The following is a 26,191-nucleotide window of genomic DNA, read 5'->3' on the forward strand; positions in this document are numbered from 1 at the left end:
TCAGCGCCCCAGATAGACTTCGATGACGCGCTCGTCGGATTGCACCTGCTGCATCGTGCCTTCCGCTAGCACCGATCCTTCGTGCAGCACGGTTACCTTGCCGTCCTGGGCGATCTCGGTAACGAATGCCATGTCGTGTTCGACCACCATGATCGAATGCTTGCCGCGCAGTTCATTCAGCAACTCCGCGGTGCGTGCGGTTTCTGCGTCCGACATGCCGGCGACCGGTTCGTCCAGCAGCAGCAATTGCGGCTCCTGCATCAGCAGCATGCCGATCTCCAGCCATTGCTTCTGGCCGTGCGACAGCAGGCCGGCAAGCCGGTTTTCCTGGCCGTTCAGGCGGATCAGTTTCAGGATTTCGTCGATCTTGCCCTTCTGCTCGGAGTTCAGGCGGAAGAACAGTGTCGGCTTCACGCGCTTGTCCATCTTCATCGCCAGTTCCAGGTTCTCGAAGACGGTGTGCTGTTCGAACACCGTGGGGCGCTGGAACTTGCGGCCGATGCCGGCGTGCGCGATCTCGTACTCCGTCATCTTTGTCAGGTCGATGGTCTGGCCGAAGAATGCCGTGCCCGATGCCGGGCGCGTCTTGCCGGTGATGACATCCATCATCGTGGTCTTGCCCGCGCCGTTGGGGCCGATGATGCAGCGCAGTTCGCCGACGGAGATGTCGAGGGTCAGCTTGTTGATCGCCTTGAATCCGTCGAAGGAAACGGTGATGTCTTCCAGGTAGAGGATGGCGCCGTGCGAGGTATCGACGCCTTCCGGCTTGACCTTGCCGTAGGACGTGCCGTATTCGGCATGCTTGTTTTCCTCCGCAAACTGGTAGGCCTTCGTCGTGTCGTTCATGCTGCCTCCTTCGTTTGGCGGAACCGGGCAGCGAGGCCCAGGATGCCCTGCGGCATGAACAGGGTCACCAGGATGAAGATCGCTCCCAGCGCATACAGCCACAGGTCCGGGAAGGCGGCTGTAAACCAGCTCTTCAGGCCGTTCACCGAGAATGCGCCGATGATCGGGCCAAGCAGCGAGCCACGCCCGCCGACCGCCGCCCAGATCACCATCTCGATGGAGTTCCCGGGCGACATTTCAGACGGGTTGATGATGCCCACCTGCGGCACATAGAGCGCACCGGCGATGCCGCACAGGATGGCGGACAGCGTCCAGACGAACAGCTTGAACCACAGCGGGTTGTAACCGATGAACATCAGGCGCGACTCCGAATCGCGCACCGCCTGCAGCACGCGGCCGAGCTTGGAGGTGACGATCCAGCGGCACAGGAAGAGCGAGCCGACCAGCAATGCCAGCGTGAGCAGGTAAAGCGCAGCCTTGGTGCCCGGCGCAGTAATGGTGAAGCCGAGGATGCGCTTGAAGTCGGTAAAGCCGTTGTTGCCGCCGAAGCCGGTGTTATTGCGGAAGAACAGCAGCATGAAGGCAAAGGTCATCGCCTGCGTGATGATCGAGAAGTACACGCCCTTGATGCGCGAGCGGAAGGCGAAGTAGCCGAACACGAAGGCCAGCGCACCCGGCACCAGCACAACGAGGGCCATTGCGTACCAGAAGCTGTCGGTGAACGACCAGTACCACGGGTATTCCTTCCAGTCGAGGAAGACCATGAAGTCCGGCAGATGGCTCTGGTACACGCCGTCCTTGCCGATGGACCGCATCAGGTACATGCCGTGCGCATAGCCGCCCAGCGCGAAGAACAGGCCGTGGCCGAGCGACAGGATGCCGGTATAGCCCCACACCAGGTCGAGCGCCAGTGCGGCGATGGCGTAGCACATGAACTTGCCGATCAGTGCCACCGTGTAGCTCGATACATGCAGCGCATGGCCCGGTTCGAAGGCAAGGTTCAGCACCGGCAGCAAGGCGAGCATCGCGGCGCAGACGAGGATGCCGGTCCACGCCGGGCGGGAGAAGAGGGATGGCGTCATTCTGCGCTCCTGCCTTTCATGGCGAACAAGCCCTGCGGCCGCTTCTGGATGAAGATGATGATGAAGACAAGGATCGCGATCTTCGCCAGCACGGCGCCGGCGACCGGTTCGAGGAACTTGTTGACCTCGCCCAGCCCGATCGCCGCAATGACGGTGCCGGCAAGCTGGCCGACGCCGCCGAGCACGACGACCATGAAGGAGTCGACGATATAACCTTGCCCAAGGTCGGGCCCGACGTTGCCCAACTGGGACAACGCGACTCCCCCGAGCCCTGCGATGCCGGAGCCGAGACCGAAGGTCATCATGTCGATCTTGCCGGTCGAGACGCCGACACAATCGGCCATGCGGCGGTTCTGCGTCACGGCGCGCACGAACAGGCCGAGGCGCGTCTTGTTCAGGATCATCCAGACAGCGGCGACCACGAACAGCGCGAAGAAAATGATCACGATGCGGTTGTACGACAGCACCAGCGATCCCATCACGGTGACGCCGCCCGACATCCAGGATGGATTGGCGACCTCGACGTTCTGTGCGCCGAAGATCGAGCGCACAAGCTGCATCAACACCAGGCTGATGCCCCAGGTGGCGAGCAGGGTTTCCAGTGGACGGCCATAGAGCCAGCGGATGACGGTGCGCTCCAGCGCGATGCCGACAGCGGCGGCAACCAGGAAGGCTGAGGGCAGGGCGGCGACGAGATAAAGATCAACCGCGCCAGGCAGGTAGCTGCGGAACAGCGTCTGGCATACATAGGTCGTGTACGCGCCGATCATCAGCAGCTCGCCGTGCGCCATGTTGATGATGCCCATCAGGCCGAAGGTGATGGCCAGGCCGAGCGCAGCCAGCAGCAGAACGCTGCCCAGCGATGCGCCGTAAAACAGATTGCCGATGAATTCGGTCCGGGCGAGGCGGGCATTGATGGCGCTGATGGTGCCGACCGCCGCAATGCGCACGGCTTCGTCCGGTTCGTTGTATTGGCCTTCCGCATTTTTTTCGAGCATCTGCATCAGCGGCGGCTTCAGGCTGGCGTTGCTGCTGTCGGCCAGCGCAATCACGGCTTCCTTGCGTACGGTCGCGTCGGGAGACTGCAGGTTGGCAGTGGCGGCGACGAGCTTCAGGACGGACTTGATTTCGGCGTCCGTTTCCTTTTCCAGTGCCTTGTTGATCAGGGGGAGCTGGCCGGGGTCGGCGTTTTTCTGCATGTCCAGGACGGCTGCGAGACGTTCGTTGCGATTCTCCGAAAGCAGCCGGAAGCCGGACAGCGCACCTTCAACGGCGCCACGCAGCCGGTTGTTGACGCTGATGCCATCCACGCCGTCCGGCATGGAAATAGTCGCATCGGTCGCCGGATCGAAGGCCTTGTCGTCTTCGATGATGACCACCTTGCCGTCCGGCGTGGCATACAAGGTGTCGTTCTTCAGGGCATTCAGCAGCCTGAACGCGTCTTCGTTCGCGAGCGCCGCGATCTTGTTGACGGACTCGATGCGCGCATCGGGATCGTCCCCGGCAATCGGCTTGAGCAGTTCGGCATCGATCGCTGCGTGCGCAAGCGGCTGGGCGCACAGCATGCCGATGACGAGCAGTTGTCTGAATAATGTCATTGCGATTCCTGGCAAGGCAAAACGCGAAAACTGCGGACGCAAAAAAGCCGGAGTGTGGAAGGGGGAGCCACGCTCCGGCTCGTACTGCATGGATGTTTCTTCCGGTTCCTCCACTATGCGGCGGAGGGGAGGGCATTACATGTTCTGCTTGCTCTCGTTACCCGGAATGAACGGGCTCCACGGTTGGGCACGGATCGGACCCTTGGTCTTCCAGACCACGTTGAACTGACCATCCGGCTTGATTTCACCGATCATCACCGGCTTGTGCAGGTGGTGGTTGGTCTTGTCCATCACCAGGTCGTAGCCCGACGGTGCCTTGAAGGTCTGGCCGCCCATCGCTGCGATGACCTTGTCGGTGTCGGTCGACTTGGCCTTCTCGACTGCCTGCTTCCACATGTGGATGCCGACGTAGGTCGCCTCCATCGGGTCGTTGGTGACGACGGTATCGGCGTTCGGCAGTTTCTTGGCGGCGGCGTAGGCTTTCCACTTCTTGATGAACTCGGTGTTGGCCGGGTTCTTCACGGACTGGAAGTAGTTCCAGGCGGCGAGGTGGCCGACCAGCGGCTTGGTGTCGACGCCGCGCAGTTCTTCTTCGCCCACGGAGAAGGCGACGACCGGCACGTCGGTGGCTTTCAGGCCGGCATTGCCCAGTTCCTTGTAGAAGGGCACGTTGGAGTCGCCGTTGATGGTGGAAATCACGGCTGTCTTGCCGCCGGCGGAGAACTTCTTGATGTTGGCGACGATGGTCTGGTAGTCGGAGTGGCCGAACGGGGTGTAGACCTCATCGATATCGGATTCCTTCACGCCCTTGGACTTGAGGAAGGCGCGCAGGATCTTGTTGGTGGTGCGCGGATACACGTAGTCGGTGCCGAGCAGAACGAAACGCTTGGCGCCGCCGCCGTCCTTGGACATCAGGTACTCGACTGCCGGGATCGCCTGCTGGTTCGGCGCGGCGCCGGTGTAGAACACGTTCTTCTCGAGTTCTTCGCCTTCATACTGGACCGGGTAGAACAGCAGGCTGTTCAGTTCCTTGAAGACTGGCAGCACGGACTTGCGCGACACAGAGGTCCAGCAGCCGAACACGACGGCAACCTTGTCCTGGGTAACCAGCTGACGCGCCTTTTCGGCGAACAGCGGCCAGTTGGACGCAGGGTCGACAACCACGGGCTCGAGCTTCTTGCCCATCACGCCGCCTTTTGCATTGATCTCTTCGATCGTCATCAAGGCCACGTCTTTGAGCGAGGTTTCGGAGATCGCCATCGTGCCCGACAGCGAATGAAGAATACCGACCTTGATGGTGTCGGCGGCCAGTGCCTGAGGCATCCAGGCCGAAGCAGCGAGAGTCAAAGCGCCAGCAGCGGTCGCTTTCAGGAGTGTGCGACGGGACATTAGTTGCTCCTACGAGTTGTGGGTTTGATCGGAGTGCGATGGCTCGCAGGAAATCTTTAGCAGGTTGTATGCCAATCAACTTGCAGACGAGATCACGTCCTTTTTTCGTTCGATCGTACTTTTATGGTGCGATGTGTGCGTGCGCGGTGAATGACGTGCGCTGCTTTTGGGCGGGCGTGCTGAAAGGCGGTGCGTTTTGCTGCCGAGAGGCACATTGTGTGTGCATGCCGGCGGGTAGTGCCAGCCGTGCGGAGACATTATCGCGGTGCGTGCGTTACCGTTGGTTGTGCGATTGCGGTGAGCCGGTGTTACCTGGCTGCGGGGAAAGTCACGACGTGGTCGGCCCCCAGGCGAATGCCGATCTTCTCGCCGATGGCGTGATTGTGGTGGGAGGGTACAAGCGCGAGCAGCATCTGCCCGCTCGGGAGCTTCAGTGTATACAGGAACTCCGCGCCGCGGAATGCCTTGCGCACGACTTCCGCCAGCAAAGGGCTGCAGTCGTCATGGATCACGTCGTCCGCACGCAGCAGCACGTCGACCTGGTGCGCATCCTTTTGGTCGGTGGCGCAGACGTCGACGCCTTGCCAGAGGGGCAGGCTGCCGAGTTCGATATTCACTTGCTGGTTCGGCAGGTCGATCGTGCCGGGGGTGAATACGCCCTGGCCGATGAAGTCCGCAACGAAACGGTTGTCCGGCTTGTGGTACAGGTTGTACGCGGTATCCCACTGCACGATTTCACCGTTCTGCATCACGCCGATGTGGTCCGCGATGGCAAATGCCTCGTGCTGGTCGTGCGTGACCAGGATCGCCGTCGTGCCCAGTTCTTTCAGGATATCGCGCACTTCGAGCGCCAGCCGCTCGCGCAGGTCGACGTCGAGGTTGGAAAACGGCTCATCGAGGAGCAGCAGGTCAGGTTGCGGCGCGAGGGCGCGTGCAAGGGCGACACGCTGCTGCTGGCCGCCGGACAGTTCATGCGGATAAAGACGGGCATGCGTGCCCAGACCGACCAGCGAAAGCAGTTTGTCGACGCGGGCCTTGCGTTCCGACATGGTCAGCTTGCGCAGGCCGAACGCGATGTTGTCCCAGACAGAAAGGTGTGGAAACAGCGCGTAGTCTTGGAACACCACGCCCATCTGGCGGGTCTCGGGGGAGGCGGTGAAACCGTGCCGGCTCAATTCGCGACCGCCTAGTGAGATCTCGCCGGCAAGCAGCGATTCGAAGCCGGCGATGGCGCGCAGCACGGTCGTCTTGCCGCAGCCCGAGGGGCCGAGCAGGCAGCCGATTTCGCCACGCGCCAGGGCAAAGGTCAGCCCATGCACGATCTCCTGGATGTGACGTCCAATCGGGTATCCCACCTTGATGGCGTCGACTTTCAGGTGGCTGTGGATCGGAAATGGAGCGTTCATGGGCCGGGCGAATAATTGCGTGGGTGTAATTCGATATTGATTATAATTCTCATTCAGAGAAACCGTACACTTTATAGTGGAATTCCATGCGTAATCCCCCCTTGCGCCCTTGCCGTTTGTGCAAGGGCAGCAGCCAGGTGTTGCTGGTCGCGTCGCTCGCGGTCGCCATCCTGGTGGGCGTGCCTATCCTTGGCGTCCTTTCCAACCTGCTCTCCGGCCAAAGTGCGGAAACCAGTTCGACGTTTGCCCACCTGTCGTCCACGGTACTGCCCGAATATGTGTTCAACAGCCTTGCCATCGCGGCCATCGTCGCCATGCTCGCCGGCGCGGGCGGGGTGGGGTGTGCATGGCTGGTCGCCGTGTTCGACTTTCCCGGCAAACGGATATTCGAATGGGCGCTGGTCCTGCCGCTGGCCATGCCGGCCTATGTGGTCGCCTATGCCTATACCGATTTCCTGCAGTTTTCCGGTCCGGTGCAGTCCGCATTGCGCAACAGCTTCGGCTGGCAGGCGGGAGACTACTGGTTCCCGCAGATCCGTTCCGTGGGCGGTGCGGGCATCCTGTTCGCGATGGTCCTCTATCCTTATGTATACCTGCTTGCCCGGAACGCCTTCCTCGAACGCAGTCCGCGCATGTGGGATGCGGCACGCACGCTCGGAATGGGGCCGTGGCATGCCTTCGTGAAGGTCAGTTTGCCGCTCGCGCGTCCGGCAGCGGTGGCCGGCATTGCGCTGGCACTGATGGAAACCCTCGCCGATTACGGGGCGGTTGCCTATTTCGGTGTGCCGACGCTGACAACCGGCATCTATAAGTCCTGGTATACGTTTTCAGACCGGACGGCGGCTGCGCAACTGGCCGCGGTGCTGCTGATCGCGGTCACCGTACTGATGCTCCTGGAGCAGAAAAGCCGTGGCCGCGCCCGCTATTACGCGGTGGGCAGCCGCACGAAGATGCAGCTGCCGATGCCGTTGCGGGGCGTGCGCGGCTGGGGTTCCACCTTGTTTTGCGTGGTGCCTGTGCTGCTCGGGTTCGTGATTCCCCTGGCAATCCTGCTGCGGCTGATGCTACGGGAAGACGCAGTCGTCTTCGGCGCACGCTATATGGAGTGGCTGAAAAACAGTGTGCTGCTGGCGGGTGTCACGGCATGCATCGCCGTCCTGATCTGCATCCTGCTCGCCTATGCCGCTCGGGTGACCAAGAGCCGCGTGCAGGCTGCATGCAATCGCGTGGTGAGCATGGGATATGCGGTACCCGGGGCAGTGATTGCGGTGGGCATCCTGATTCCGCTGTCACGCCTCGATGCCTGGAGCGCCGATCGCGGCCTCGGGTTCGTGCTGACCGGCAGCGTCGCTGCGCTGGTGTATGCCTACCTTGTTCGCTTTCTCGCGGTGTCCTACCAGAGCGTGCAGTCGGGGCTGGTCAAGATCACGCCGAGCATGGATGCGAGCGCGCGCATCCTCGGACACGGGCTGGGCGCGATGCTGCTGCGCGTGCATGCGCCTTTGCTGTGGCGAAGCGTGCTGACGGCGGGCCTGCTGGTGTTTGTGGATGTGGTAAAGGAATTGCCTGCGACGCTGACGGTGCGGCCCTTCAATTTCGATACGCTGGCCGTGATTACGCATCAACTCGCTTCCGACGAACGCCTCGGCGAAGCGGCCCTGCCAGCGTTCACCATCGTGATGATCGCCTTCATTCCCGTGATCGTGCTGGCGCGAGCCATCGCGAAGGGAAGCAAATAGTACGGACGAAAAAAATGCCCTGGAAAACCAGGGCATTCGAAGCGGTACCTGAAGAGGAGGAGGCTTGGGTACCGGTTTGATCGCTGCTGGCTACCCCGGCGCAAGCCCGGGCAGCCGGAGCTGGATTACTTCTTTGCTGCGCGTGCTGCCTTCGGAGCAGCCTGGGTGAACTGGCCGACTGCGGTGTTCAGGTTGGCTTCGATGGTTTCGACAGCTTGCTTGGTGGTCTTGCTCAGTTGCTCGTAACCTGCGTTGGCATTGCCGATCGCGGTCTTGAGGATGGCAACGGCGTTCTCGGAACCGGCCGGTGCGTTCTTGGAGACTTCTTCAACCAGTTCCAGCACCTTGCGGCTGGTTTCGGCGATCTGGGCTTCAGCGGCCTTGGTGAATTCAGCCTGCACGCCGGAAGCGATGCTTGCCAGGTGACGGCCGTAGGCCAGTGCCTTCTCGGCGTTCGGTTGAGCTTGTGCAGCGGCCAGGCTCAGGAACTCTTGTGCATCCTTGACAGCCAGGAACTGCTTGGCAGCGGCGCTGGACTCTTCCAGGGAAGCTTTCGCAACGTTCAGGTTCAGGTCAACGACCTTCTCGACGCCTTCGAATGCCTTGTTGGTCAGGGCGGAGATCAGCGACAGTTGAGCTTCGAAGTTGGCTTTGGAAGCGGCGGAGAATTGCTCGGGGATTGCAAACATGTTCAGCTCCTAAAGAGGGCAGTGATTGGTCAAGTAAATGCGTGGGACGCAACCATCAGGCTTCTTTTGTGCGTCGCAACAATCCTATTTTAAGGGGAAATTTTGTTGTGTCAACAATTTTTGTTGCGGAGCGTCAAAAAGCCACATCTGCGTCAAGTTGTTGATTTTTGGCAAGTTATTGATTGCCAAGTTGCAATGCGATGACGCGCCGCAGCGCGTGCTAAACTGCGCTGTCCTGCCCTTTACGTAAACGTCAACCGTGAAAGCCTTCTACAGCGACCATTTCGTGCTGCCGCTCCCGGAAGGACACCGGTTCCCGATGCAGAAATACCGCCTTGTAAGGGAGGGCGCCCTGCAGTCTATTCCAGCGCTGGAAGTCCAGGAGGCGCCGCCTGCTACCGACGGCGTGCTGGCACTGGCGCATCATCCTGATTACATCCATCGTGTCTCGGCGGGACTTCTTGCGCCTGCCGAGCAGAAGGCCATCGGTTTCCCCTGGTCACCGCAGATGGTCGAACGCTCGCGCCGTTCGACGGGAGCCACGATTGCCGCATGCCGCACGGCCTTCGCATCCGGCGTGGCAGCCAACCTCGCCGGCGGCACACATCATGCCTACGCCAGCCGCGGCGAAGGATTCTGCATATTCAATGATTCCGCAGTCGCCGCGCGCCTGATGCAAGCCGAGCGCCTGGCCCGCCGCGTGGCAGTCGTGGATCTCGACGTGCATCAGGGGAATGGCACCGCGTCCATCCTTGCGCGCGACGAATCGGTCTTCACGCTCTCGCTGCATGCGGAGAATAATTTTCCTTTTTCCAAGGAGTGCAGCGACCTTGATGTCGCTCTCGCCGATGGAACAGGCGATGCGGACTATCTCCATGCCCTTCGCGAGGCAATGTCGGAGATGTTCGCGCGCTTCGATCCCGACCTGATCATTTATCTGGCCGGCGCCGACCCGCATGAAGGCGACCGGCTCGGCAGGCTGAAATTGTCGATGAACGGGCTCGCCGCACGCGACCGCATGGTGCTTGGTGAGGCGAACCGGCGTGGCATTCCGGTTGCCGTGACCATGGCGGGCGGCTATGGCAAAAACATCCAAGACACCGTGGACGTGCATATCCAGACTATCGGGATTGCTTCCGAATATTGTCGAGACCAAGCATGACTGCTGCCACGCGCTCTTCCCAACCTGGTTCCACCGCCGCCGAAAACCGGTCGCAAAGTCCATGGATAACATCCATGCCCTTTGTCTTCGTGCTGATCTGGAGCACCGGATTCATCGTCGCCAAGTTCGGCCTGCCGTATTCCGACCCGCTGACCTTTCTCCTGTTGCGCTTTTCCGGCGTACTGGCTGTCCTGCTGCCCCTGGTATGGCTGATGAAGGCGCCTTGGCCGGTCGGCCGGATGCGCCATATCGCTGTCGCGGGAATGCTGGTGCAGGCGGGCTACCTGGCAGGCGTGTGGTGTGCCATCAAGCTGGGCATGCCTGCGGGATTGTCGGCACTGATCGTGGGCCTGCAGCCGATCCTGACGGCATTCGCCGCGCCGCTGGTGGGCGAGCGGGTGCGCGGACGGCAGTGGGTCGGTCTGATGTTCGGCCTGTGCGGCGTCGCGCTGGTCGTTGCCAACAAGATTTCGGTAGCCGGCTTATCATGGCAAAGCATTGCGCTGTGCGTATTTGCGTTGCTGTCGATTACCGCGGGCACGCTTTACCAGAAACGTTATTGCCCCAGCTTCGACCTGCGCACCGGGACGGTTATCCAGTTCGCGGCATCCATCGCGGTCGTGCTGCCGTTTGCCATCGTGTTCGAGAACCTGGATGCGGGCCTAGGCAATGTGCAATGGACGCCGAACTTCATCGGCGCCTTGCTCTGGTCCATCCTTGCGCTGTCGATCGGCGCGATCTTCCTGCTGTTTGCGCTCATCCGCAAGAGTGCCGCGACGCAGGTGACCAGTCTGCTGTATCTGACCCCGCCGACAACGGCAGTCATGGCGTGGGTGATGTTTGGGGAGGCGTTCAGCATCGTGGGCATGCTCGGCATGGTGCTGGCTGTCATTGGAGTGGCTCTTGTAGTGAGAAAGTAAACAATGCGACCGGAAGCGAAGAAACGCAGTGACTTCAAGCATTTCCATACCATCACGACGCGATGGATGGACAACGATGCCTACGGGCACGTCAACAATGTGGTGTATTACAGCTGGTTCGACACGGTGGTGAACCAGTTCCTGATTTCCAGCGACGTGCTCGATATCGAGCGCAGCAAGGTGATCGGACTGGTGATCGAGACGCAATGCAATTACTTCGCCTCGGTTGCCTTCCCGGAGCGTGTCACGGCAGGCCTGCGCGTGACCAAGCTCGGCAACTCCAGCGTACGCTATGAAGTCGGCATCTTCCGCGAGGATGAGGAGTCGGCTTCCGCGCAAGGCCATTTCGTCCATGTCTACGTCGATCGCGAGTCGCGCCGGCCGAGCGCCATTCCTGAACCGATGCGTGCGCTTTTGCAAACCATCACGGTGTCGGAATGATTGAATCCGATCAGCAGAAGATTGTCGACGCGGCGATCACGTCGCGCCGCTCCATCCGCGCCTTCCTGCCCACGCCTGTCGCGCGCGAAGACATCGAGTCAATCCTCGAAGTGGCGGCCCGCGCGCCTTCGGGTACCAATACACAGCCATGGAAAGTTTATGTGCTGACCGGCGACGCCAAGGACAGGCTCTCAGCGGAAATCCTGCGCGCCCACAACGACCCGGCGCTCGGCAAGGAACATAGCCAGGAATATGCGTACTATCCGCTCGAATGGGTATCTCCTTACATCGACCGCCGCCGCAAGGTGGGCTGGGACCTGTATGCGCTGCTCGGCCTGTCGAGGGAGAACAAACCCGGCATGCATGCACAGCACGGGCGCAATTACCGCTTTTTCGATGCGCCGGTCGGCATGATTTTCACCATCGACCGGATCATGGAGCGGGGCTCCTGGCTGGATTACGGCATGTTCCTGCAGAACATCATGATCGCCGCGCGCGGCCGTGGTCTGGATAGCTGCCCGCAGGCGGCGTTTACCCAGTTCCCCAAGATCATCGCAAAGGTGCTGGAACTGCCGGAAAACGAAATGGTGGTGTGCGGCATGTCGCTCGGATTTGCCGACGTGGCCAAGATCGAAAACAGTCTTGTGACCGAGCGCGTTCCGGCGGCAGAATTCACGAAATTCCTGGGATAAGAATGTTTGCCATGCCTCTTCGCACTCCAGCCCGGAGTTGCATGGGGGCATGTCTGTTGTGAAACCTCAATTATCAGTAAGAAAATTGTTTAAATTCCTGCGCTAACTACTTAATTCGCTTGCCGATTTTCACTATTTTGCTAGACTGCAAGATATAATTCCGGCTCGCAAGAATTAGGGAGGGGTGCATGCTCAGGTCAGCGCTGGGAATCGTTGTGACGTGTTTGGCGTTGGTTGTGGCCGCCCCTGTGGCGCAAGCAGCAACCGCCAGCAAATCATCGACGAAGAAGTCGGTCGTCAAGAAGTCCGCGGCCAAGGCAAAAACATCTTCAGCCCGCCGGTCTTCATCGCCCTCAGCCAAAGCCTCCAAGACCGCGACGGCCGCCAAACGAAGCACTGCTTCCAGGAAAGCCGTCGTCGCGAAACAAAACGCTTCTGTTCAACGCGTCGCCTTCACCCCGTCCGTCAATGCCGCTCCGCCGGTGCTGACCGCCGGCGACATGGCCGGATTGCACCAGACGCGCGACCCGCTCGCACTGAAGTCCAATGCTGCCTTTGTCATCGACCAGGCCTCGTCGCAGGTGCTGTTTGAAAAGAATGCCGGTTTTGCCCTGCCCATCGCTTCCCTGACGAAGCTGATGACCGCACTGGTCGTGGTCGAGGCGCGCCAGGACCTGGACGAAGTGCTGGAAGTCACGTCGGATGACATCGACCGCGAAAAGAACAGCGGCTCGCGCCTGCGCGTCGGTTCGCAGATGACGCGCGCAAACATGCTGCACATTGCCTTGATGAGTTCCGAAAACCGTGCGGCATCGGCGCTCGGCCGGAACTACCCGGGCGGCTTGCCGGCATTCGTCGCTGCGATGAATGCCAAGGCGAGGGCGCTGGGAATGAAGGATGCCCATTTTGTCGATTCCACCGGCCTGTCCAGCCACAACGTGGCCAGTGCGCGTGACCTGGCAAAGCTCGTGGTAGCGGCATACCAGCACCCGGTCATTCGCGACTACTCGACCGACCCTCAGTATGCGGTCAACGCGGGCAGGTACCAGCTGAACTACATGAATTCCAACCGTCTGGTCAAGAATCCAGGCTGGGAGATCGGACTGCAGAAGACCGGCTATATTGCGGAAGCAGGGCGGTGCCTGGTCATGCAGGCTCGTATCGAAGGCCGGCCGGTCGTGATGGTCTTCCTGGATTCCAAGGGCAAGGACACCCGCCTGGCCGACGCCAGCCGCGTGCGCAAATGGCTCGAGGTCGCAAGACCGCAGGCCGCCACACCGCCCGCCGCGCGCCAGGGTTGATGCGCAATTGAAGACATAACAGACTTGCCGGGCATTTGTTTCCCTCTGGCAGGTTCAGGCGTTGTATGAATGCCGGCTGTGCAAGTACTGCACAACCGGCTTTATTTTTCTGTGTTACATTGGTTCGGGAAACACTTGGAATCTGTATCTGCTCCCAGGCAAGATGCAAAGGCTGCGGGATCGGCCTTCCGGTATTTCATTGATAACTCAAAGCGGCCTTCGGGCTCCGGCAGCGCGCTTCGGAAAAAGGAAGTTGCGTGAGGGGCGGCAACCGGGCCGCTTTTCTTTCAGTAAAGTCTTTATACGCGCCGTGTTTACTCCAAAAGTCCTGCTGGTCAATGACGATGCCGCTAGCCTGCTGGCCTTGGCGAGCCTGCTCGACACGGATGGCACAGACTACAGGGTCATGACCGCCCGCTCGGGTGAAGAGGCGTTGCGCCAGGTACTCAACAATGACTTCGCCGTCATCCTGCTTGATGTCAGCATGCCGGGCATGGACGGCTTCGAGACGGCCGAGGCAATTCACTCTCATCCACGCTCCGCGTCGGTCCCGATCATTTTCATCACGGCGCATTATGCCGATGAAATGAACCGGCTCAAGGCTTACCAGAAGGGCGCGGTGGATTACCTTTTCACGCCCATCATCCCGCAGATCCTGCAGACCAAGGTATCGGTATTCGTCGAGCTGGCGCGCAACAACCTCCAGCTGAGGCGCCAGAAGCAGGAACTGGAGACGCTGAATCACGACCTGCAAGAGCAGCGCAAGCAGGATCTGGATCACATCAACGAACGCCGCCAGGCCGAGGAAGCGTTGCGGCAGTCGCAAGAAGAATTGCGCCAGCTCGCCAGCTACCAGGAGCGTATCAAGGAAGACGAGCGCAAGCGCATCGCCCGCGAGATCCACGATGAACTCGGGCAGAATCTCCTCGCGCTGCGCATCGACATCGCGATGCTGCACGCGCGCACCGGTTCCACGCATCCCAAACTCAACAAGAAAGTGCATGCCGTGCTCGAGCACATCGACAGCACGATGAAGGCGATGCGGGCGATCATCAACAACCTGCGTCCGACCGTGCTCGATCTCGGCCTGAACGCCGCGATCGAATGGCAGGTCAAGGAATTCCAGCGCCGTACCGGAATCGCGTGCGAGCTGGTGATGCCCGAGGCGGAAGTGGTGGTGGACGACAACCGTGCCACGGCGCTGTTCCGCGTCCTCCAGGAATCGCTCAACAACGTGTTCCGCCATGCCCGCGCGACAAGGGCGAAGATCGAATTGCACAAGACCGGCGACCGTCTCATGATGACGGTGGCGGATAACGGTGTCGGCATTTTCCCGGGATGCAGGCGGAAAGCGAATTCCTTCGGACTGGTCGGCATCAAGGAGCGCATCAGCACCCTCGGCGGCGAACTCTCCATCGACACCGCACCGGACTCGGGAACCGCGCTGACCATTTCAGTGCCCCTGCCGCTGGCCGAAATGAATGGAGCGCCGGCACGCATCGATGGCGAGGGCGCAGCGCCTGTCCTCATGGAGCGCAGGGCATCCGACAGCCTGAAGAAGAACGTTGTGACTCCCAAGCGTCCGATTTCATCGCGGCGCGCAAAATCGCTCTCCGCCGATACCTCGCGCGACTGACTCGACAGTCCACATCACATCTGCAGTGTTGCACCGTAATCAAACGGCTTGAGAATTATCAATGGTGCGTTCGGTAAGTGAATTTGGCACCTTTTCCATTGTTGCCCGCGCATGTCGTTTGGGACCACAATAACCTTCTAATTTCTCGTTGGAAATAGCGCCAAAGGCGCTTTCACCCGACGGTCTTTTCTGCGTAAATAGACATCTGGTTTTCACCAGACGTTTGCATCTACCCGGTCATGATTCCCCAGTGCCTATCGCGGCACCGGTTTTTCGCGCGGCTATGCAAATGGAAAAGGAACAGCGGGCGAATTTTTGAATCGCGGATGGAGACAACATGATGGACACAAGGACAGAGCTGCGCGATGAACTGGATGACAAGTTGCTGCTTGGCGTACTGACAGCACTGAAGAAGGGCGACTTTTCAGCAAGGATGCCGTCGGACCTGACCGGACTTGCCGGCAAGATCGCCGACACGCTGAACGACATCATGGAAGCCAATGAGCAGCTGACCCGTGAGATCACGGAGGTCAGCCGTGTGGTCGGACGCGAGGGGCGCCTGACCCAGCGTGCGTCGGTGCCGAGTGCTGCCGGCGGCTGGGCGACCATTGTGAAATCCGTCAACACCCTGATCGACGACCTGGTGCGTCCGACGACGGAGATGGCGCGCGTGATTGGTGCGGTGGCCAAGGGCGACCTGTCGCAGACGATGGCGCTGGACGTGGATGGCCGGCCGTTGAAGGGCCAGTTCCTGCGCGCCGCATCGACCGCGAACACGATGGTCGACCAGCTGTCGTCGTTCGCCTCGGAAGTGACGCGCGTGGCGCGCGAAGTGGGTACCGAAGGCAAGCTCGGCGGCCAGGCCAACGTGCCTGGCGTGGCCGGCACCTGGAAGGACTTGACCGACAGCGTGAACTCGATGGCCGGCAACCTGACCTCGCAGGTGCGCAACATCGCCGACGTGACGACGGCGGTGGCCAACGGCGACTTGTCGAAAAAGATTACCGTGGACGTGCGCGGTGAAATCCTGCAATTGAAGGACACCATCAACACCATGGTGGATCAGCTGCGATCGTTTGCATCGGAAGTGACGCGCGTGGCGCGCGAAGTGGGCACCGAGGGCAAGCTGGGCGGCCAGGCGTACGTGCCCGGCGTGGGCGGCACCTGGAAGGATTTGACCGACAACGTGAACTTCATGGCATCGAACCTCACCGGCCAGGTGCGCAACATCGCGGAAGTCACCACCGCGGTGGCCAACGGCGACCTGTCCAAGAAGATTACCGCCGACGCCAAGGGCGAAATTCTCCAGCTGAAAGACACCATCAACACCATGGTGGACCAACTCTCCTCGTTCGCCTCGGAAGTCACGCGGGTGGCGCGCGAAGTGGGTACCGAAGGCAAGCTCGGCGGCCAGGCGCAGGTCAAGGGCGTGGCCGGCACCTGGAAAGACTTGACCGACTCGGTGAACTCGATGGCGGGCAACCTGACCGGCCAGGTGCGCAACATCGCCGACGTGACGACGGCGGTGGCGAATGGCGACCTGTCGAAAAAGATCACCGTGGACGTCAAGGGCGAAATCCTGGAGCTGAAGAACACCATCAACACCATGGTGGACCAGCTCTCCTCGTTCGCCTCGGAAGTCACGCGGGTGGCGCGCGAAGTGGGTACCGAAGGCAAGCTCGGCGGCCAGGCGCAGGTAAAAGGCGTGGGCGGCACCTGGAAGGACCTGACCGACAACGTGAACTTCATGGCCTCGAACCTGACCGGCCAGGTGCGCAACATCGCCGAGGTGACGACGGCCGTGGCGCGCGGCGACCTGTCCAAGAAGATCACGGTGGACGTGAAGGGTGAAATCCTTGAACTGAAAGACACCATCAACGTGATGGTCGACCAGCTGTCGTCGTTCGCATCGGAAGTGACGCGCGTGGCGCGCGAAGTGGGTACCGAAGGCAAGCTCGGCGGCCAGGCGAACGTGCCGGGCGTGGCGGGAACGTGGAAGGATTTGACCGACAGCGTGAACTCGATGGCGGGCAACCTGACCGGCCAGGTGCGCAACATCGCCGACGTGACCACCGCCGTGGCCAACGGCGACTTGTCGAAAAAGATTACCGCCGATGCCAAGGGCGAAATCCTGGAGCTGAAAAACACCATCAACGTGATGGTGGACCAGCTCAATGCCTTCGCCTCCGAGGTGACCCGCGTGGCGCGCGAAGTGGGTACCGAAGGCAAGCTCGGCGGCCAGGCCAACGTGCCGGGCGTCGCCGGTACCTGGAAGGATTTGACCGACAGCGTGAACTCGATGGCAGGCAACCTGACCGCGCAGGTGCGCAACATTGCCGACGTGACCACGGCGGTGGCCAACGGCGACTTGTCGAAAAAGATCACCGTGGACGTGCGCGGCGAAATCTTCGAACTGAAAAACACCATCAACGTGATGGTGGACCAGCTGAACTCGTTCGCGTCGGAAGTGACGCGCGTGGCGCGCGAGGTGGGTACCGAGGGCAAGCTGGGCGGCCAGGCGCAGGTGAAAGGCGTGGGCGGCACCTGGAAGGATTTGACCGACAACGTGAACTTCATGGCATCGAACCTGACCGGCCAGGTGCGCAACATCGCGGAAGTGACCACCGCCGTGGCGCGTGGCGACCTGTCGAAGAAGATTACCGCCGATGCCAAGGGAGAAATCCTGGAACTGAAGAACACCATCAACGTGATGGTGGACCAGTTGTCCTCGTTCGCATCGGAAGTGACCCGTGTGGCGCGCGAAGTGGGTACCGAAGGCAAACTGGGCGGCCAGGCCAACGTGCCGGGGGTCGCAGGCACGTGGAAGGACTTGACCGACAGCGTGAACTCGATGGCCGGCAACCTGACCTCGCAGGTGCGCAACATTGCCGACGTGACCACGGCGGTGGCCAACGGCGACTTGTCCAAGAAGATCACCGTGGACGTGCGCGGCGAGATCCTGCAATTGAAAGACACCATCAACACCATGGTGGACCAGTTGCGATCGTTCGCATCGGAAGTGACGCGGGTGGCGCGCGAAGTGGGTACCGAGGGCCGTCTTGGCGGACAGGCGAATGTGCCGGGTGCATCGGGCACCTGGAAGGATCTGACCGACAACGTGAACTTCATGGCATCGAACCTGACCGGCCAGGTGCGCAATATCGCCGAAGTGACCACGGCGGTGGCGCGCGGCGACCTGTCGAAGAAGATCACGGTGGACGTGAAGGGCGAGATTCTCGAACTGAAGAACACCATCAACGTGATGGTGGACCAGCTGTCCTCGTTCGCGTCGGAAGTCACGCGCGTGGCGCGCGAAGTGGGCACCGAAGGCAAGCTGGGCGGCCAGGCGCAGGTGGAAGGCGCGGCCGGTACCTGGAAGGATTTGACCGACAACGTGAACTTCATGGCGGCGAACCTGACCGCGCAGGTGCGGGGTATCGCCGGTGTGGTGACGGCAGTGGCGAATGGCGACCTGAAGAAGAAGCTGACGGTGGCCGCGCGCGGCGAGATCGCGGCGCTGGCCAACACCATCAACGAGATGACCGACACGCTGGCGGTGTTTGCCGACCAGGCGACCACGGTGGCGCGCGAGGTGGGTGTGGAAGGCAAGCTGGGCGGCCAGGCCTCGGTGCCGGGTGCGGCGGGGACGTGGAAGGACTTGACCGAGAACCTGAACCAGATGGCGGCGACCTTGACCACGCAGGTGCGCGCGATTGCGGAAGTGGCGACCGCGGTGACGCGCGGCGACCTGTCGCGTTCGATCCAGGTGGAAGCGCGCGGCGAGGTGGCGGACCTCAAGGACAACATCAACGAGATGATCCGCAACCTGAAGGAGACGACGCAGAAGAATGCGCAGCAGGACTGGCTCAAGACCAACCTGGCGCGCTTCACCCGACTGCTGCAGGGCCAGCGCGACCTGTCCGCAGTGACGACGCTCATTCTGTCCGAACTGGCGCCGCTGGTCAGTGCGCACCACGGCGTGTTCTACATGATGGATTCGCAGGAAAACGATGCACGCCTGCGCATGATCGCGAGCTACGGCTACCGTTCCAGCCGCAAGCTGCCCACTTCCTTCCTGCCGGGCGAAGGCCTGGTCGGCCAGTGCGCGGTGGAGAAGCAGCGCGTGTGGTTGACCAACGTGCCGCGTGACTACATCCAGATCTCATCCGGCCTCGGTGCAGCGCCGCCGACCAATATCGTGGTGCTGCCTATCCTGTTCGAACAGCAGGTCAAGGCCGTGATTGAAATCGCTTCGCTGGACCGCTTCACCGAAACCCACCTGTCCTTCCTCGACCAGCTGATGGAATCGATCGGCGTGGTGCTCAACACCATCGAGGCCAACAGCCGTACCGAATCGCTGCTGACGCAATCGCAGTCGCTGGCGCAGGAACTGCAGCAGACCAACCTCGAGCTGGCGGAAAAGGCACGCTTGCTGTCCGAGCAGAACATCGAGGTGGAACGCAAGAACCGCGAAGTGGAACAGGCGAAGTTCGCGCTCGAAGAAAAGGCCACCCAGCTCGCGCTGTCTTCCAAGTACAAGTCCGAGTTCCTGGCGAACATGTCGCACGAACTGCGCACGCCGCTGAACAGCCTGCTGATCCTCGCGCAGCAACTGTCCGACAACCCGGAGGGCAACCTGAGCGAACGCCAGGTCGAATATGCGCGGACGATTTACGGCGCCGGCAGCGACCTGCTGACGCTGATCAACGACATTCTCGACCTGTCGAAGATCGAGTCGGGCACCGTCACGCTTGAAGTGAGCGAGTACCGCTTCCGCACGCTGTCCGGCTACGTCGAACGCACCTTCCGCCATATGGCCGAAGCCAAGCAGCTCAATTTCTCGGTGGACCTCGAAGGCAACCTGCCGGTTGCGATGATGACGGACACCACGCGCCTGCAGCAGATCCTGAAGAATCTGCTGTCGAATGCGTTCAAGTTCACCAGCCGCGGCGAAGTGTCGCTGAAGATAGGCATGGCGAAGTCCGGCTGGACACCCGACCATCCGAACCTGAACCAGGCCGATGCCGTGCTGGCGTTCTCGGTTACCGATACCGGTGTCGGCATCCCGGGGGACAAGCTGCAGCTGATCTTCGAGGCATTCCAGCAGGCCGACGGCAGTACCGCGCGCAAATACGGCGGCACCGGCCTTGGCCTGTCCATCAGCCGCGAGCTGGCCCGCCTGCTCGGCGGCGAGATCCGTGTGGAAAGTGAAGTGGGCGTCGGCAGCACCTTCACGCTCTATCTCCCGTATAACCGCTCCGGATTCGTCAACTACGACCTGCAGCAGGCTGCAGGTGAAGAATCGGTGGTGAAATCGGCGATCATTCACACGCTCGACCGCGGTGCGTATGGCGACGAGACGCAGCATGTGGCGGCCAGTGTGGAAGTGATCGATGTGCCGTACGAGAGCTCATCAGACGACCGCGCGCTGATCGCACCGGGGGATCCTTCCGTACTGATCGTCGAGGACGATTCCCGCTTCGCCAGCGTGCTGCTTGACCATGCCCGTGAGAAGAACTTCAAGGGGATCGTCACGCACATCGGCGACTCGGCGTTGACGCTTGCGCGCGATTACTTGCCGGCCGCGATCCTGCTGGACATCGACTTGCCCGACATCGACGGCTTCACGGTTCTCGAGCGGCTGAAGCGCGATCCCAGCACGCGTCATATCCCGGTGCATGTAATGACCAACCTGAAGGAACGCGAACGGGCGCTGCGCCAGGGGGCGATTTCCTACCTGCACAAGCCGGTCAACCGCGAACGCCTGCAGGAGGAATTCACGCGCATCCAGCAGTTCCTTGTACGTGGCAAGCGCAGCCTGCTGGTGGTGGAAGACGATCCGATGCAGCGTGATGCCATCGTCAACCTGATCGGCTCCGGAGACGTGCAGATCGTGTCGGTGGGGACCGGCAAGGAGGCGATGGAGTTCCTGCACTCATCGCATTTCGACTGCATGGTGCTCGACCTCAACCTGCCGGACATCAGCGGCTTCGACCTGCTCGACAAGATCGGCGACGACATCACGCTGCGCGACCTGCCTGTGGTGGTGTACACGGCGAAGGACCTGAGCCGCAAGGATGTCACGCGCCTCAAGCGCATCGCCAAGACGATTGTCGTCAAGGATGCCCGTTCGCCGGAGCGCCTGCTCGACGAGACCGCCTTGTTCCTGCACCGCTCGCCGACCAGCCTGCCGGAGTTGCAGCGCCGTATGCTGGAAGACATCCACGTCGAGGATGGCGGACTGGCGGGACGCAAGGTGCTGATCGTCGATGACGACTTGCGCAACATCTTCGCGCTGAGTTCCGTGCTCGAGCGCCAGCAGATGAAGGTGCTGTTCGCGGAGAACGGCAAGGACGGCATCGAAGTCCTGGAAAAGGATCCGACGATCGAGATCGTCCTGATGGACATCATGATGCCGGAGATGGACGGTTACGACACGATGCGAGCGATCCGTGCCATCCCGCGCTTCAAGTCGCTGCCGATCATCACGCTGACGGCGAAGGCGATGAAGGGCGACCGCGACAAGTGCCTGGCCGCCGGCGCGTCGGATTACATCACCAAGCCGGTGGACGTGGCGCAGTTGCTGTCGCTGATGCGGGTCTGGCTGCACCAGTAGGTGGCACCGTGGCAAACGATATGCAAACGGTCGAAGACCTGGAGATCGACCTCCTGCTCGAAGGCGTGTACCGTCGTTTCGGGCAGGATTTTCGCGGCTATCGGCGCGAGAGCGTCAGGCAGCGGTTGCACGCACTGATGCGCGGTGCCGGACTCAAGACGGTCTCGTTGCTGCAGGACAGGGTGATGCACGATGCCCAGGCCAGCACTGTGCTGTTGCGCGCACTCAGCATGCAGCCGGCGGGATTGTTCGACGACCCGGCTTACTTCCGCGCCTTGCGGGAGGTGATGGTGCCATGGCTGCGTTCCTGTCCTTCTCCAAAGGTGTGGGTGGCGGAATGCGTGGCGCCAGAGGAAGTCTGCGCGCTGGCCATCCTGCTCGACGAAGAGGGGTTGTACGACAAGACGCAGATCTATGCGACGGCGGCCAACGAGTTGCTGCTGGAAGAGGCGCGGTCTGGCGAGTTCTCGCTCGCACGCTGGCCGGAGTATGCCGACAACTACCGTCGTTGCGGCGGCCGGGCGGATTTCACGGACTACTGCAGCGAGGCTGGCGGCAAGGGCGTATTCAGCGCCGAGCTGCGGGCGAATGTCACGTGGGCGCAGTACAGCCTTGCCACCGATGCCTCGTTCAACGAGTTCCAGTTCATCGTGTGCCGCAACGCGCTGTCTGATTTCGGCACGGTGCTGCACCGGCGCGCGTTGCAATTGTTCTACGACAGCATGCCGTTGTTCGGCATCCTGAGCGTGGGCAGCGATGATGGATTGAATGCGGCACCCTTTGTTTCCCGCTACAAGGCGGTGGCCGGGGAGCAGGGGCTGTACCGGAGGGTGGTGTAGGGAGCGCGCAGTGTTCTGTCGCTCCCTTTTACTTCAGGCTGCCGCGCCCTGCGGCACGTAACCGAGCACGGCCGAGATCTGGTTGGCGGTGCTGACCAGGTCTTCCACCCATTCTTCCTGCAGGCGGTCGGCCGGCGCCGAAATCGACAGGCCCGCGATCAGCTTGCCCGAGTCGTCGTAGATGCCGGCGGCCATGCAGCGCACGCCGAGTTCCAGTTCTTCGTTGTCGCGCGCATAGCCGCGCGCGCGGACCAGGCTCAATTCACGTTCCAGTTTCACCAAATCGGTAATCGAGTTCTTGTTGTGGCCAGCCAGTCCGGTGCGCGTAGCGTAAGCACGCACTTGCTTCGGATCGTCGGCGGACAGGAACAGTTTGCCGGTGGACGTCAGGTGGAGCGGCGCGCGGCCGCCGATGGCGCGGACCACTTGCATGCCTGAACGCTCGGAGAACGAGCGGTCGATGTAAACGATCTCGTCGCCCTGGCGGACCGAGAGGTTGATGGTCTGCTGGGTCTTGCGGTGCAGGGCGCGCATGAAGTCCAGCGCGGCTTCGCGCACGTTCAGGCGGCTCTTGACGATGTTGCCCAGCTCCAGAAGGCGCATGCCGAGGCGGTAGGAACCGGCTTCGGCACGGTCGACAAAACGCTTGACGACCAGGTCGTTCAGGATGCGGTGGGCGGTGGACGGATGAAGGCCAGTCACGGTCGACAGCTCTTTCAGGCTCACCGGGTCGGGATACTGGGCGAGCGCGTCCAGGAGCGAGATCATCCGTTCGATCACCTGGATCGAAATCTGGCTGTTCTCTGCGGTCTGTTCTGGTTTCATATTGTGGTTGGTGCGTTGCAATAATCCTCTTTATATCACATGGTGAAAAAATGAAAAAGTCGTGCGAAAAATATTTGGAGGAAGTCTCTAAATTATTTCATCCGTATCAAACGTCTTCCCGAGGGGCATCGGCGCACATAATGGAGACCTTGCACAACTCGAGGACAGCGTGATGCGCGTCGGATTTTTTCATACTTGCCTGATTGACATGATGCGGCCGGAAATCGGCTTTTCCGTCGTGAAGCTGCTGGAAGCGGCGGGCTGCGAGATCGTGGTGCCGGAAAGCCAGACCTGCTGCGGACAGCCGGCCTACAGTTCCGGCGACCGCAAGGCGGCACGGGCGCTGGCCGAGAAGTTCGTCGAGGAATTCGAAGACTTCGATTATGTGGTGATTCCGTCCGGCTCCTGCGGCGGCCACGTCAAGACGCATTACACCGACCTGTTCTCGGACGACCCGGCCTGGCTGGCGCGCATGCAGCGCCTCGCGCCGCGCGTCTTCGAACTGACCGATTTCCTGTACAACGTGGTGAAAATCGAGAAACTCCCCGGTGAAGGCAATAACAGCATCAAGGGCCCGGTGACTTACCACGACTCCTGCTGCGGCCTGCGCGAACTGGGCGTGCAGAAGCAGCCGCGGGCGCTGCTGGAAAAGGCGGGCGTGACCGTGAAGGAAATGAAGGACCATCGCCAGTGCTGCGGTTTCGGCGGCACCTTCTCGCTCAAGTACGGCAACGTCTCGGCCGCCATCGTGGATGAAAAGTGCAAGAACATCCAGGATTCCGGCGCCGAAGCGGTGGTGCTGGGCGACCTCGGCTGCATGCTCAATATCGAAGGCCGCCTGCGCCGCACCGGCGACAACACCACGCGCGTGTTGCACGTCGCGCAAGTCCTGGCAGGAGACGCGTGATGCAAGTCCAGTCGATGCATTTCAAGGCCCGCGTGGGCGAGAAGCTGGCCGACAAGCGCCTGCAGGCCAACCTCAAGAAACTGTCCACCAAGTGGGTCGCAGGCCGCGCCTCCGCAATCCTGGAGCTGGATGATTTCGAAGGCACGCGAGACGCAGCGAAGGAACGCCGCATGCGCGCCATCGAGAACCTCGATGTCTGGCTCGACACTTTCGAGAAAAAGGCGACCGAGCGCGGCGCGACCGTGCTCTACGCGGAAAGCGCCGAAGACGCATCGCGTCTTGTGGTCGAGATCGCGAAGAAGCACGGCGTGAAGAAGGTCACCAAGTCCAAGTCCATGGTGTCGGAGGAAATGGCGCTCAACAAGGCGCTGGAAGCCGCCGGCGTGCAGCCGGTCGAGACCGATCTTGGCGAATACATCCTGCAGATCAACAACAACGAGGCGCCGTCGCACATCGTCGCGCCCGTGGTGCACAAGGACAAGGACGAGATTTCGGACCTGTTCGCCCGCGTCCACAATCGGCCGCGGCTGACCGACATCCCGCAGATGACGCGCGAGGCGCGCGAAATGCTGCGGCCGCAATTCCTGTCGTCCGACATGGGCGTCACCGGCGGCAATTTCATCATCGCTGAAACCGGTTCGGTCGCCATCGTCACCAACGAAGGCAACGAGGGCATGTGCACCATCCTGCCGCCCAAGGTGCATGTGGTCGTCACCGGCATCGAGAAGGTGTTGCCGACGCTGGAAGATTTTGCGACCGTGCTGCGCCTGCTGCCGCGTTCGGCCACCGGCCAGTCGATCACGAACTATGTTTCCCTGCTCACCGGCCCCAAGCGCGAAGCGGACGTGGAAGGACCGGAGCACATGTATTTCGTGCTCGTCGATGCAGGCCGCACCAACCTGGTCGGCACCGAGTTCCAGGAAATGCTGCGCTGCATCCGTTGCGGCGCCTGCATGAACCATTGCCCGGTGTACCAGAAGATCGGCGGCCACAGCTACGGCTGGGTGTATCCCGGCCCGATGGGCAGCGTGCTGACGCCTTCCTACGTTGGCATCGAGAATGCCGTCGACCTGCCGCAGTCGTCGACCCTGTGCGGGGAATGCCATGTCGTCTGCCCGGTGAAGATTCCACTGCCCGACCTGTTGCGCAAATTGCGTGAGAAGCAAGTGGAGCAGAACCTGCGCCCGAAGGCCGAGCGCCTCAGCCTGACCCTCTGGGCCTTCGTCGCCAAACGACCAGCGCTTTATCGACTCGCCACCAAAATCGGTGTACGCTTCATGCGCATGATGGCGGGCAATGGCAAAACGATATCGAAACTGCCATTCGCCGGCGGATGGACAGACCATCGCGAAATGCCTGCGCCCAGCGGCAAGACATTCCGCGAGCTATACAAACAGCGACGATGACAGAGCACCAGCAACAGGTAAGCGAGTTCAAGAGCAAAAGCGGCGTAAAGCGGATTTACGCCGCTTTTTTGTATTCCATGCAGGGTTTTCGCATGGCATGGAAGAGCGAGCACGCGTTCCGGCAGGAACTGGTGCTCGTCATTCCCGGCGTGATCATCGCGCTGTTGCTGCCTGTGTCCGCATTGGAAAAGATCGCGCTGGTTGCCGTGCTGCTCCTCGTGCTGATTGTCGAACTCATCAATTCGGCCATCGAGGCGGTGGTCGACCGCATCTCCTTCGAACGCCATCCCTTGTCGAAGAATGCGAAGGATTTCGGCAGCGCCGCCGTGTTCCTCGCGCTGACCCTGGCTGGAATCACCTGGCTCCTGATAGTCGGCCCGCTGCTCATGCGCTGACCGGCTCCAACTTTTCATCCCTCAAAGTCCTGAGATAAAGCCAGGGAAAGATCCCGCGCATATGACCGTCGCTGAATAGCAGCTGCACGGCGTAGGAGCCCACCGGGACGATGCTGTTGATGCGCAGTCCCGGAGCCGCGGCGATGCGTTCGTTGCGCTGGTCGCGTGCCGAATGGCAGCTCGCGCACTGGCATTGCTCGCGCAGGAAGCCGTTGCCCAGTCGTTGCAGCGCGCCGTCCTGCCAGCGGATTTCCAGGATGCCGGCTGCGTGGTCGTTGGTGATCGTTTCGGGGTACATCGCC

At 61.3% G+C, this 26,191-nt stretch carries 20 protein-coding genes; 12 read left to right on the forward strand and 8 right to left on the reverse strand.

Annotation, left to right across the window (positions count from 1 at the left end):
- From urtD to AC3WOY_RS19975, 5 genes are all read right to left on the reverse strand, one after another.
- Nucleotides 1-846: an urea ABC transporter ATP-binding protein UrtD gene (urtD, locus tag AC3WOY_RS19955; protein WP_492426903.1), complete on the reverse strand. Its 846-nt coding sequence runs from the start codon at nucleotides 844-846 to the stop codon at nucleotides 1-3.
- Nucleotides 843-1,928: an urea ABC transporter permease subunit UrtC gene (urtC, locus tag AC3WOY_RS19960; protein WP_492426905.1), complete on the reverse strand. Its 1,086-nt coding sequence runs from the start codon at nucleotides 1,926-1,928 to the stop codon at nucleotides 843-845. The genes urtD and urtC overlap by 4 nt, the downstream gene beginning before the upstream one ends.
- Nucleotides 1,925-3,526 (reverse strand): urea ABC transporter permease subunit UrtB, encoded by a 1,602-nt coding sequence (urtB, locus tag AC3WOY_RS19965; protein ID WP_492426907.1) that lies wholly within the window; start codon nucleotides 3,524-3,526, stop codon nucleotides 1,925-1,927. The genes urtC and urtB overlap by 4 nt, the downstream gene beginning before the upstream one ends.
- A gap of 135 nt (nucleotides 3,527-3,661) precedes the next feature.
- The gene (urtA, locus tag AC3WOY_RS19970) at nucleotides 3,662-4,915 is read right to left on the reverse strand and encodes an urea ABC transporter substrate-binding protein (protein WP_492426909.1); all 1,254 of its coding nucleotides are present in this window, start codon (nucleotides 4,913-4,915) and stop codon (nucleotides 3,662-3,664) included.
- Nucleotides 4,916-5,223: 308 nt separating this feature from the next.
- Nucleotides 5,224-6,321: an ABC transporter ATP-binding protein gene (locus AC3WOY_RS19975; RefSeq protein WP_492426911.1), complete on the reverse strand. Its 1,098-nt coding sequence runs from the start codon at nucleotides 6,319-6,321 to the stop codon at nucleotides 5,224-5,226.
- Between the two features lie 86 nt (nucleotides 6,322-6,407).
- Here AC3WOY_RS19975 and AC3WOY_RS19980 point away from each other — a divergent pair, with 86 nt between their 5' ends.
- Nucleotides 6,408-8,060, forward strand: coding sequence for an ABC transporter permease (locus AC3WOY_RS19980; protein ID WP_492426913.1), 1,653 nt, complete (start codon nucleotides 6,408-6,410; stop codon nucleotides 8,058-8,060).
- A gap of 125 nt (nucleotides 8,061-8,185) precedes the next feature.
- Here the strand turns inward: AC3WOY_RS19980 and phaP are convergent, their stop codons facing one another.
- Nucleotides 8,186-8,749 (reverse strand): TIGR01841 family phasin, encoded by a 564-nt coding sequence (phaP, locus tag AC3WOY_RS19985; protein ID WP_492426915.1) that lies wholly within the window; start codon nucleotides 8,747-8,749, stop codon nucleotides 8,186-8,188.
- Nucleotides 8,750-9,008: 259 nt separating this feature from the next.
- On the opposite strand from phaP, the gene AC3WOY_RS19990 reads away from it, so the two are divergent.
- The 8 genes from AC3WOY_RS19990 (at nucleotide 9,009) to AC3WOY_RS20025 (ending at nucleotide 22,356) form a co-directional block, all read left to right on the forward strand.
- Complete coding sequence (locus tag AC3WOY_RS19990) at nucleotides 9,009-9,911, forward strand: histone deacetylase family protein (protein WP_492426917.1); 903 nt, start codon at nucleotides 9,009-9,011, stop codon at nucleotides 9,909-9,911.
- 74 nt (nucleotides 9,912-9,985) lie between these two features.
- Nucleotides 9,986-10,831 (forward strand): DMT family transporter, encoded by an 846-nt coding sequence (locus AC3WOY_RS19995; RefSeq protein WP_492426919.1) that lies wholly within the window; start codon nucleotides 9,986-9,988, stop codon nucleotides 10,829-10,831.
- 3 nt (nucleotides 10,832-10,834) lie between these two features.
- A complete protein-coding gene (locus AC3WOY_RS20000) occupies nucleotides 10,835-11,272 on the forward strand; it encodes an acyl-CoA thioesterase (RefSeq protein WP_492426921.1) in 438 nt (145 codons plus the stop codon).
- Entirely contained in the window at nucleotides 11,269-11,964 is a 696-nt protein-coding gene (locus AC3WOY_RS20005) for a nitroreductase (RefSeq protein ID WP_492426923.1), read from the forward strand. Before AC3WOY_RS20000 ends, AC3WOY_RS20005 begins: the two co-directional genes overlap by 4 nt.
- Nucleotides 11,965-12,152: 188 nt before the next feature.
- Nucleotides 12,153-13,265, forward strand: a complete 1,113-nt coding sequence (pbpG, locus tag AC3WOY_RS20010; RefSeq protein ID WP_492426925.1) for a D-alanyl-D-alanine endopeptidase — start codon at nucleotides 12,153-12,155, stop codon at nucleotides 13,263-13,265.
- A gap of 310 nt (nucleotides 13,266-13,575) precedes the next feature.
- A complete protein-coding gene (locus AC3WOY_RS20015; protein WP_492426927.1) occupies nucleotides 13,576-14,901 on the forward strand; it encodes an ATP-binding response regulator in 1,326 nt (441 codons plus the stop codon).
- Between the two features lie 337 nt (nucleotides 14,902-15,238).
- Nucleotides 15,239-21,517 carry a HAMP domain-containing protein gene (locus tag AC3WOY_RS20020; RefSeq protein ID WP_492426930.1) on the forward strand — a complete coding sequence of 2,093 codons (6,279 nt, stop codon included), beginning with the start codon at nucleotides 15,239-15,241 and terminating at the stop codon, nucleotides 21,515-21,517.
- Nucleotides 21,518-21,525: 8 nt separating this feature from the next.
- Nucleotides 21,526-22,356, forward strand: coding sequence for a CheR family methyltransferase (locus AC3WOY_RS20025; protein ID WP_492426932.1), 831 nt, complete (start codon nucleotides 21,526-21,528; stop codon nucleotides 22,354-22,356).
- 33 nt (nucleotides 22,357-22,389) lie between these two features.
- Here AC3WOY_RS20025 and AC3WOY_RS20030 read toward each other — a convergent pair whose 3' ends face one another.
- A complete protein-coding gene (locus AC3WOY_RS20030; RefSeq protein ID WP_492426934.1) occupies nucleotides 22,390-23,181 on the reverse strand; it encodes an IclR family transcriptional regulator in 792 nt (263 codons plus the stop codon).
- Between the two features lie 172 nt (nucleotides 23,182-23,353).
- On the opposite strand from AC3WOY_RS20030, the gene AC3WOY_RS20035 reads away from it, so the two are divergent.
- Genes AC3WOY_RS20035 through AC3WOY_RS20045 form a run of 3 tightly spaced genes read left to right on the forward strand, consistent with a single transcriptional unit; the run spans nucleotide 23,354 to nucleotide 25,889 of the window.
- Nucleotides 23,354-24,088 (forward strand): (Fe-S)-binding protein, encoded by a 735-nt coding sequence (locus AC3WOY_RS20035; protein WP_492426936.1) that lies wholly within the window; start codon nucleotides 23,354-23,356, stop codon nucleotides 24,086-24,088.
- Nucleotides 24,088-25,494, forward strand: coding sequence for a LutB/LldF family L-lactate oxidation iron-sulfur protein (locus AC3WOY_RS20040; RefSeq protein WP_492426938.1), 1,407 nt, complete (start codon nucleotides 24,088-24,090; stop codon nucleotides 25,492-25,494). The genes AC3WOY_RS20035 and AC3WOY_RS20040 overlap by 1 nt, the downstream gene beginning before the upstream one ends.
- Nucleotides 25,491-25,889 carry a diacylglycerol kinase gene (locus tag AC3WOY_RS20045; RefSeq protein WP_492426940.1) on the forward strand — a complete coding sequence of 133 codons (399 nt, stop codon included), beginning with the start codon at nucleotides 25,491-25,493 and terminating at the stop codon, nucleotides 25,887-25,889. Before AC3WOY_RS20040 ends, AC3WOY_RS20045 begins: the two co-directional genes overlap by 4 nt.
- Here the strand turns inward: AC3WOY_RS20045 and AC3WOY_RS20050 are convergent.
- The gene (locus AC3WOY_RS20050; RefSeq protein WP_492426942.1) at nucleotides 25,879-26,187 is read right to left on the reverse strand and encodes a DUF971 domain-containing protein; all 309 of its coding nucleotides are present in this window, start codon (nucleotides 26,185-26,187) and stop codon (nucleotides 25,879-25,881) included. The two genes, AC3WOY_RS20045 and AC3WOY_RS20050, sit on opposite strands and share 11 nt — an antisense overlap.
- Nucleotides 26,188-26,191 lie beyond the last annotated feature (4 nt).

The sequence above is a fragment of the Noviherbaspirillum sp. FW303-A3 genome (assembly GCF_058788695.1).

What these genes read in the sequence shown, in the direction of transcription:
- urtD (WP_492426903.1), bottom strand. Translation starts at nt 846, where the DNA reads ATGAACGACACGACGAAGGCCTACCAGTTTGCGGAGGAAAACAAGCAT.
- urtC (WP_492426905.1), bottom strand. Translation starts at nt 1,928, where the DNA reads ATGACGCCATCCCTCTTCTCCCGCCCGGCGTGGACCGGCATCCTCGTC.
- urtB (WP_492426907.1), bottom strand. Translation starts at nt 3,526, where the DNA reads ATGACATTATTCAGACAACTGCTCGTCATCGGCATGCTGTGCGCCCAG.
- urtA (WP_492426909.1), bottom strand. Translation starts at nt 4,915, where the DNA reads ATGTCCCGTCGCACACTCCTGAAAGCGACCGCTGCTGGCGCTTTGACT.
- AC3WOY_RS19975 (WP_492426911.1), bottom strand. Translation starts at nt 6,321, where the DNA reads ATGAACGCTCCATTTCCGATCCACAGCCACCTGAAAGTCGACGCCATC.
- AC3WOY_RS19980 (WP_492426913.1), top strand. Translation starts at nt 6,408, where the DNA reads ATGCGTAATCCCCCCTTGCGCCCTTGCCGTTTGTGCAAGGGCAGCAGC.
- phaP (WP_492426915.1), bottom strand. Translation starts at nt 8,749, where the DNA reads ATGTTTGCAATCCCCGAGCAATTCTCCGCCGCTTCCAAAGCCAACTTC.
- AC3WOY_RS19995 (WP_492426919.1), top strand. Translation starts at nt 9,986, where the DNA reads ATGCCCTTTGTCTTCGTGCTGATCTGGAGCACCGGATTCATCGTCGCC.
- AC3WOY_RS20000 (WP_492426921.1), top strand. Translation starts at nt 10,835, where the DNA reads ATGCGACCGGAAGCGAAGAAACGCAGTGACTTCAAGCATTTCCATACC.
- AC3WOY_RS20005 (WP_492426923.1), top strand. Translation starts at nt 11,269, where the DNA reads ATGATTGAATCCGATCAGCAGAAGATTGTCGACGCGGCGATCACGTCG.
- pbpG (WP_492426925.1), top strand. Translation starts at nt 12,153, where the DNA reads ATGCTCAGGTCAGCGCTGGGAATCGTTGTGACGTGTTTGGCGTTGGTT.
- AC3WOY_RS20020 (WP_492426930.1), top strand. Translation starts at nt 15,239, where the DNA reads ATGATGGACACAAGGACAGAGCTGCGCGATGAACTGGATGACAAGTTG.
- AC3WOY_RS20030 (WP_492426934.1), bottom strand. Translation starts at nt 23,181, where the DNA reads ATGAAACCAGAACAGACCGCAGAGAACAGCCAGATTTCGATCCAGGTG.
- AC3WOY_RS20035 (WP_492426936.1), top strand. Translation starts at nt 23,354, where the DNA reads ATGCGCGTCGGATTTTTTCATACTTGCCTGATTGACATGATGCGGCCG.
- AC3WOY_RS20040 (WP_492426938.1), top strand. Translation starts at nt 24,088, where the DNA reads ATGCAAGTCCAGTCGATGCATTTCAAGGCCCGCGTGGGCGAGAAGCTG.
- AC3WOY_RS20045 (WP_492426940.1), top strand. Translation starts at nt 25,491, where the DNA reads ATGACAGAGCACCAGCAACAGGTAAGCGAGTTCAAGAGCAAAAGCGGC.
- AC3WOY_RS20050 (WP_492426942.1), bottom strand. Translation starts at nt 26,187, where the DNA reads ATGTACCCCGAAACGATCACCAACGACCACGCAGCCGGCATCCTGGAA.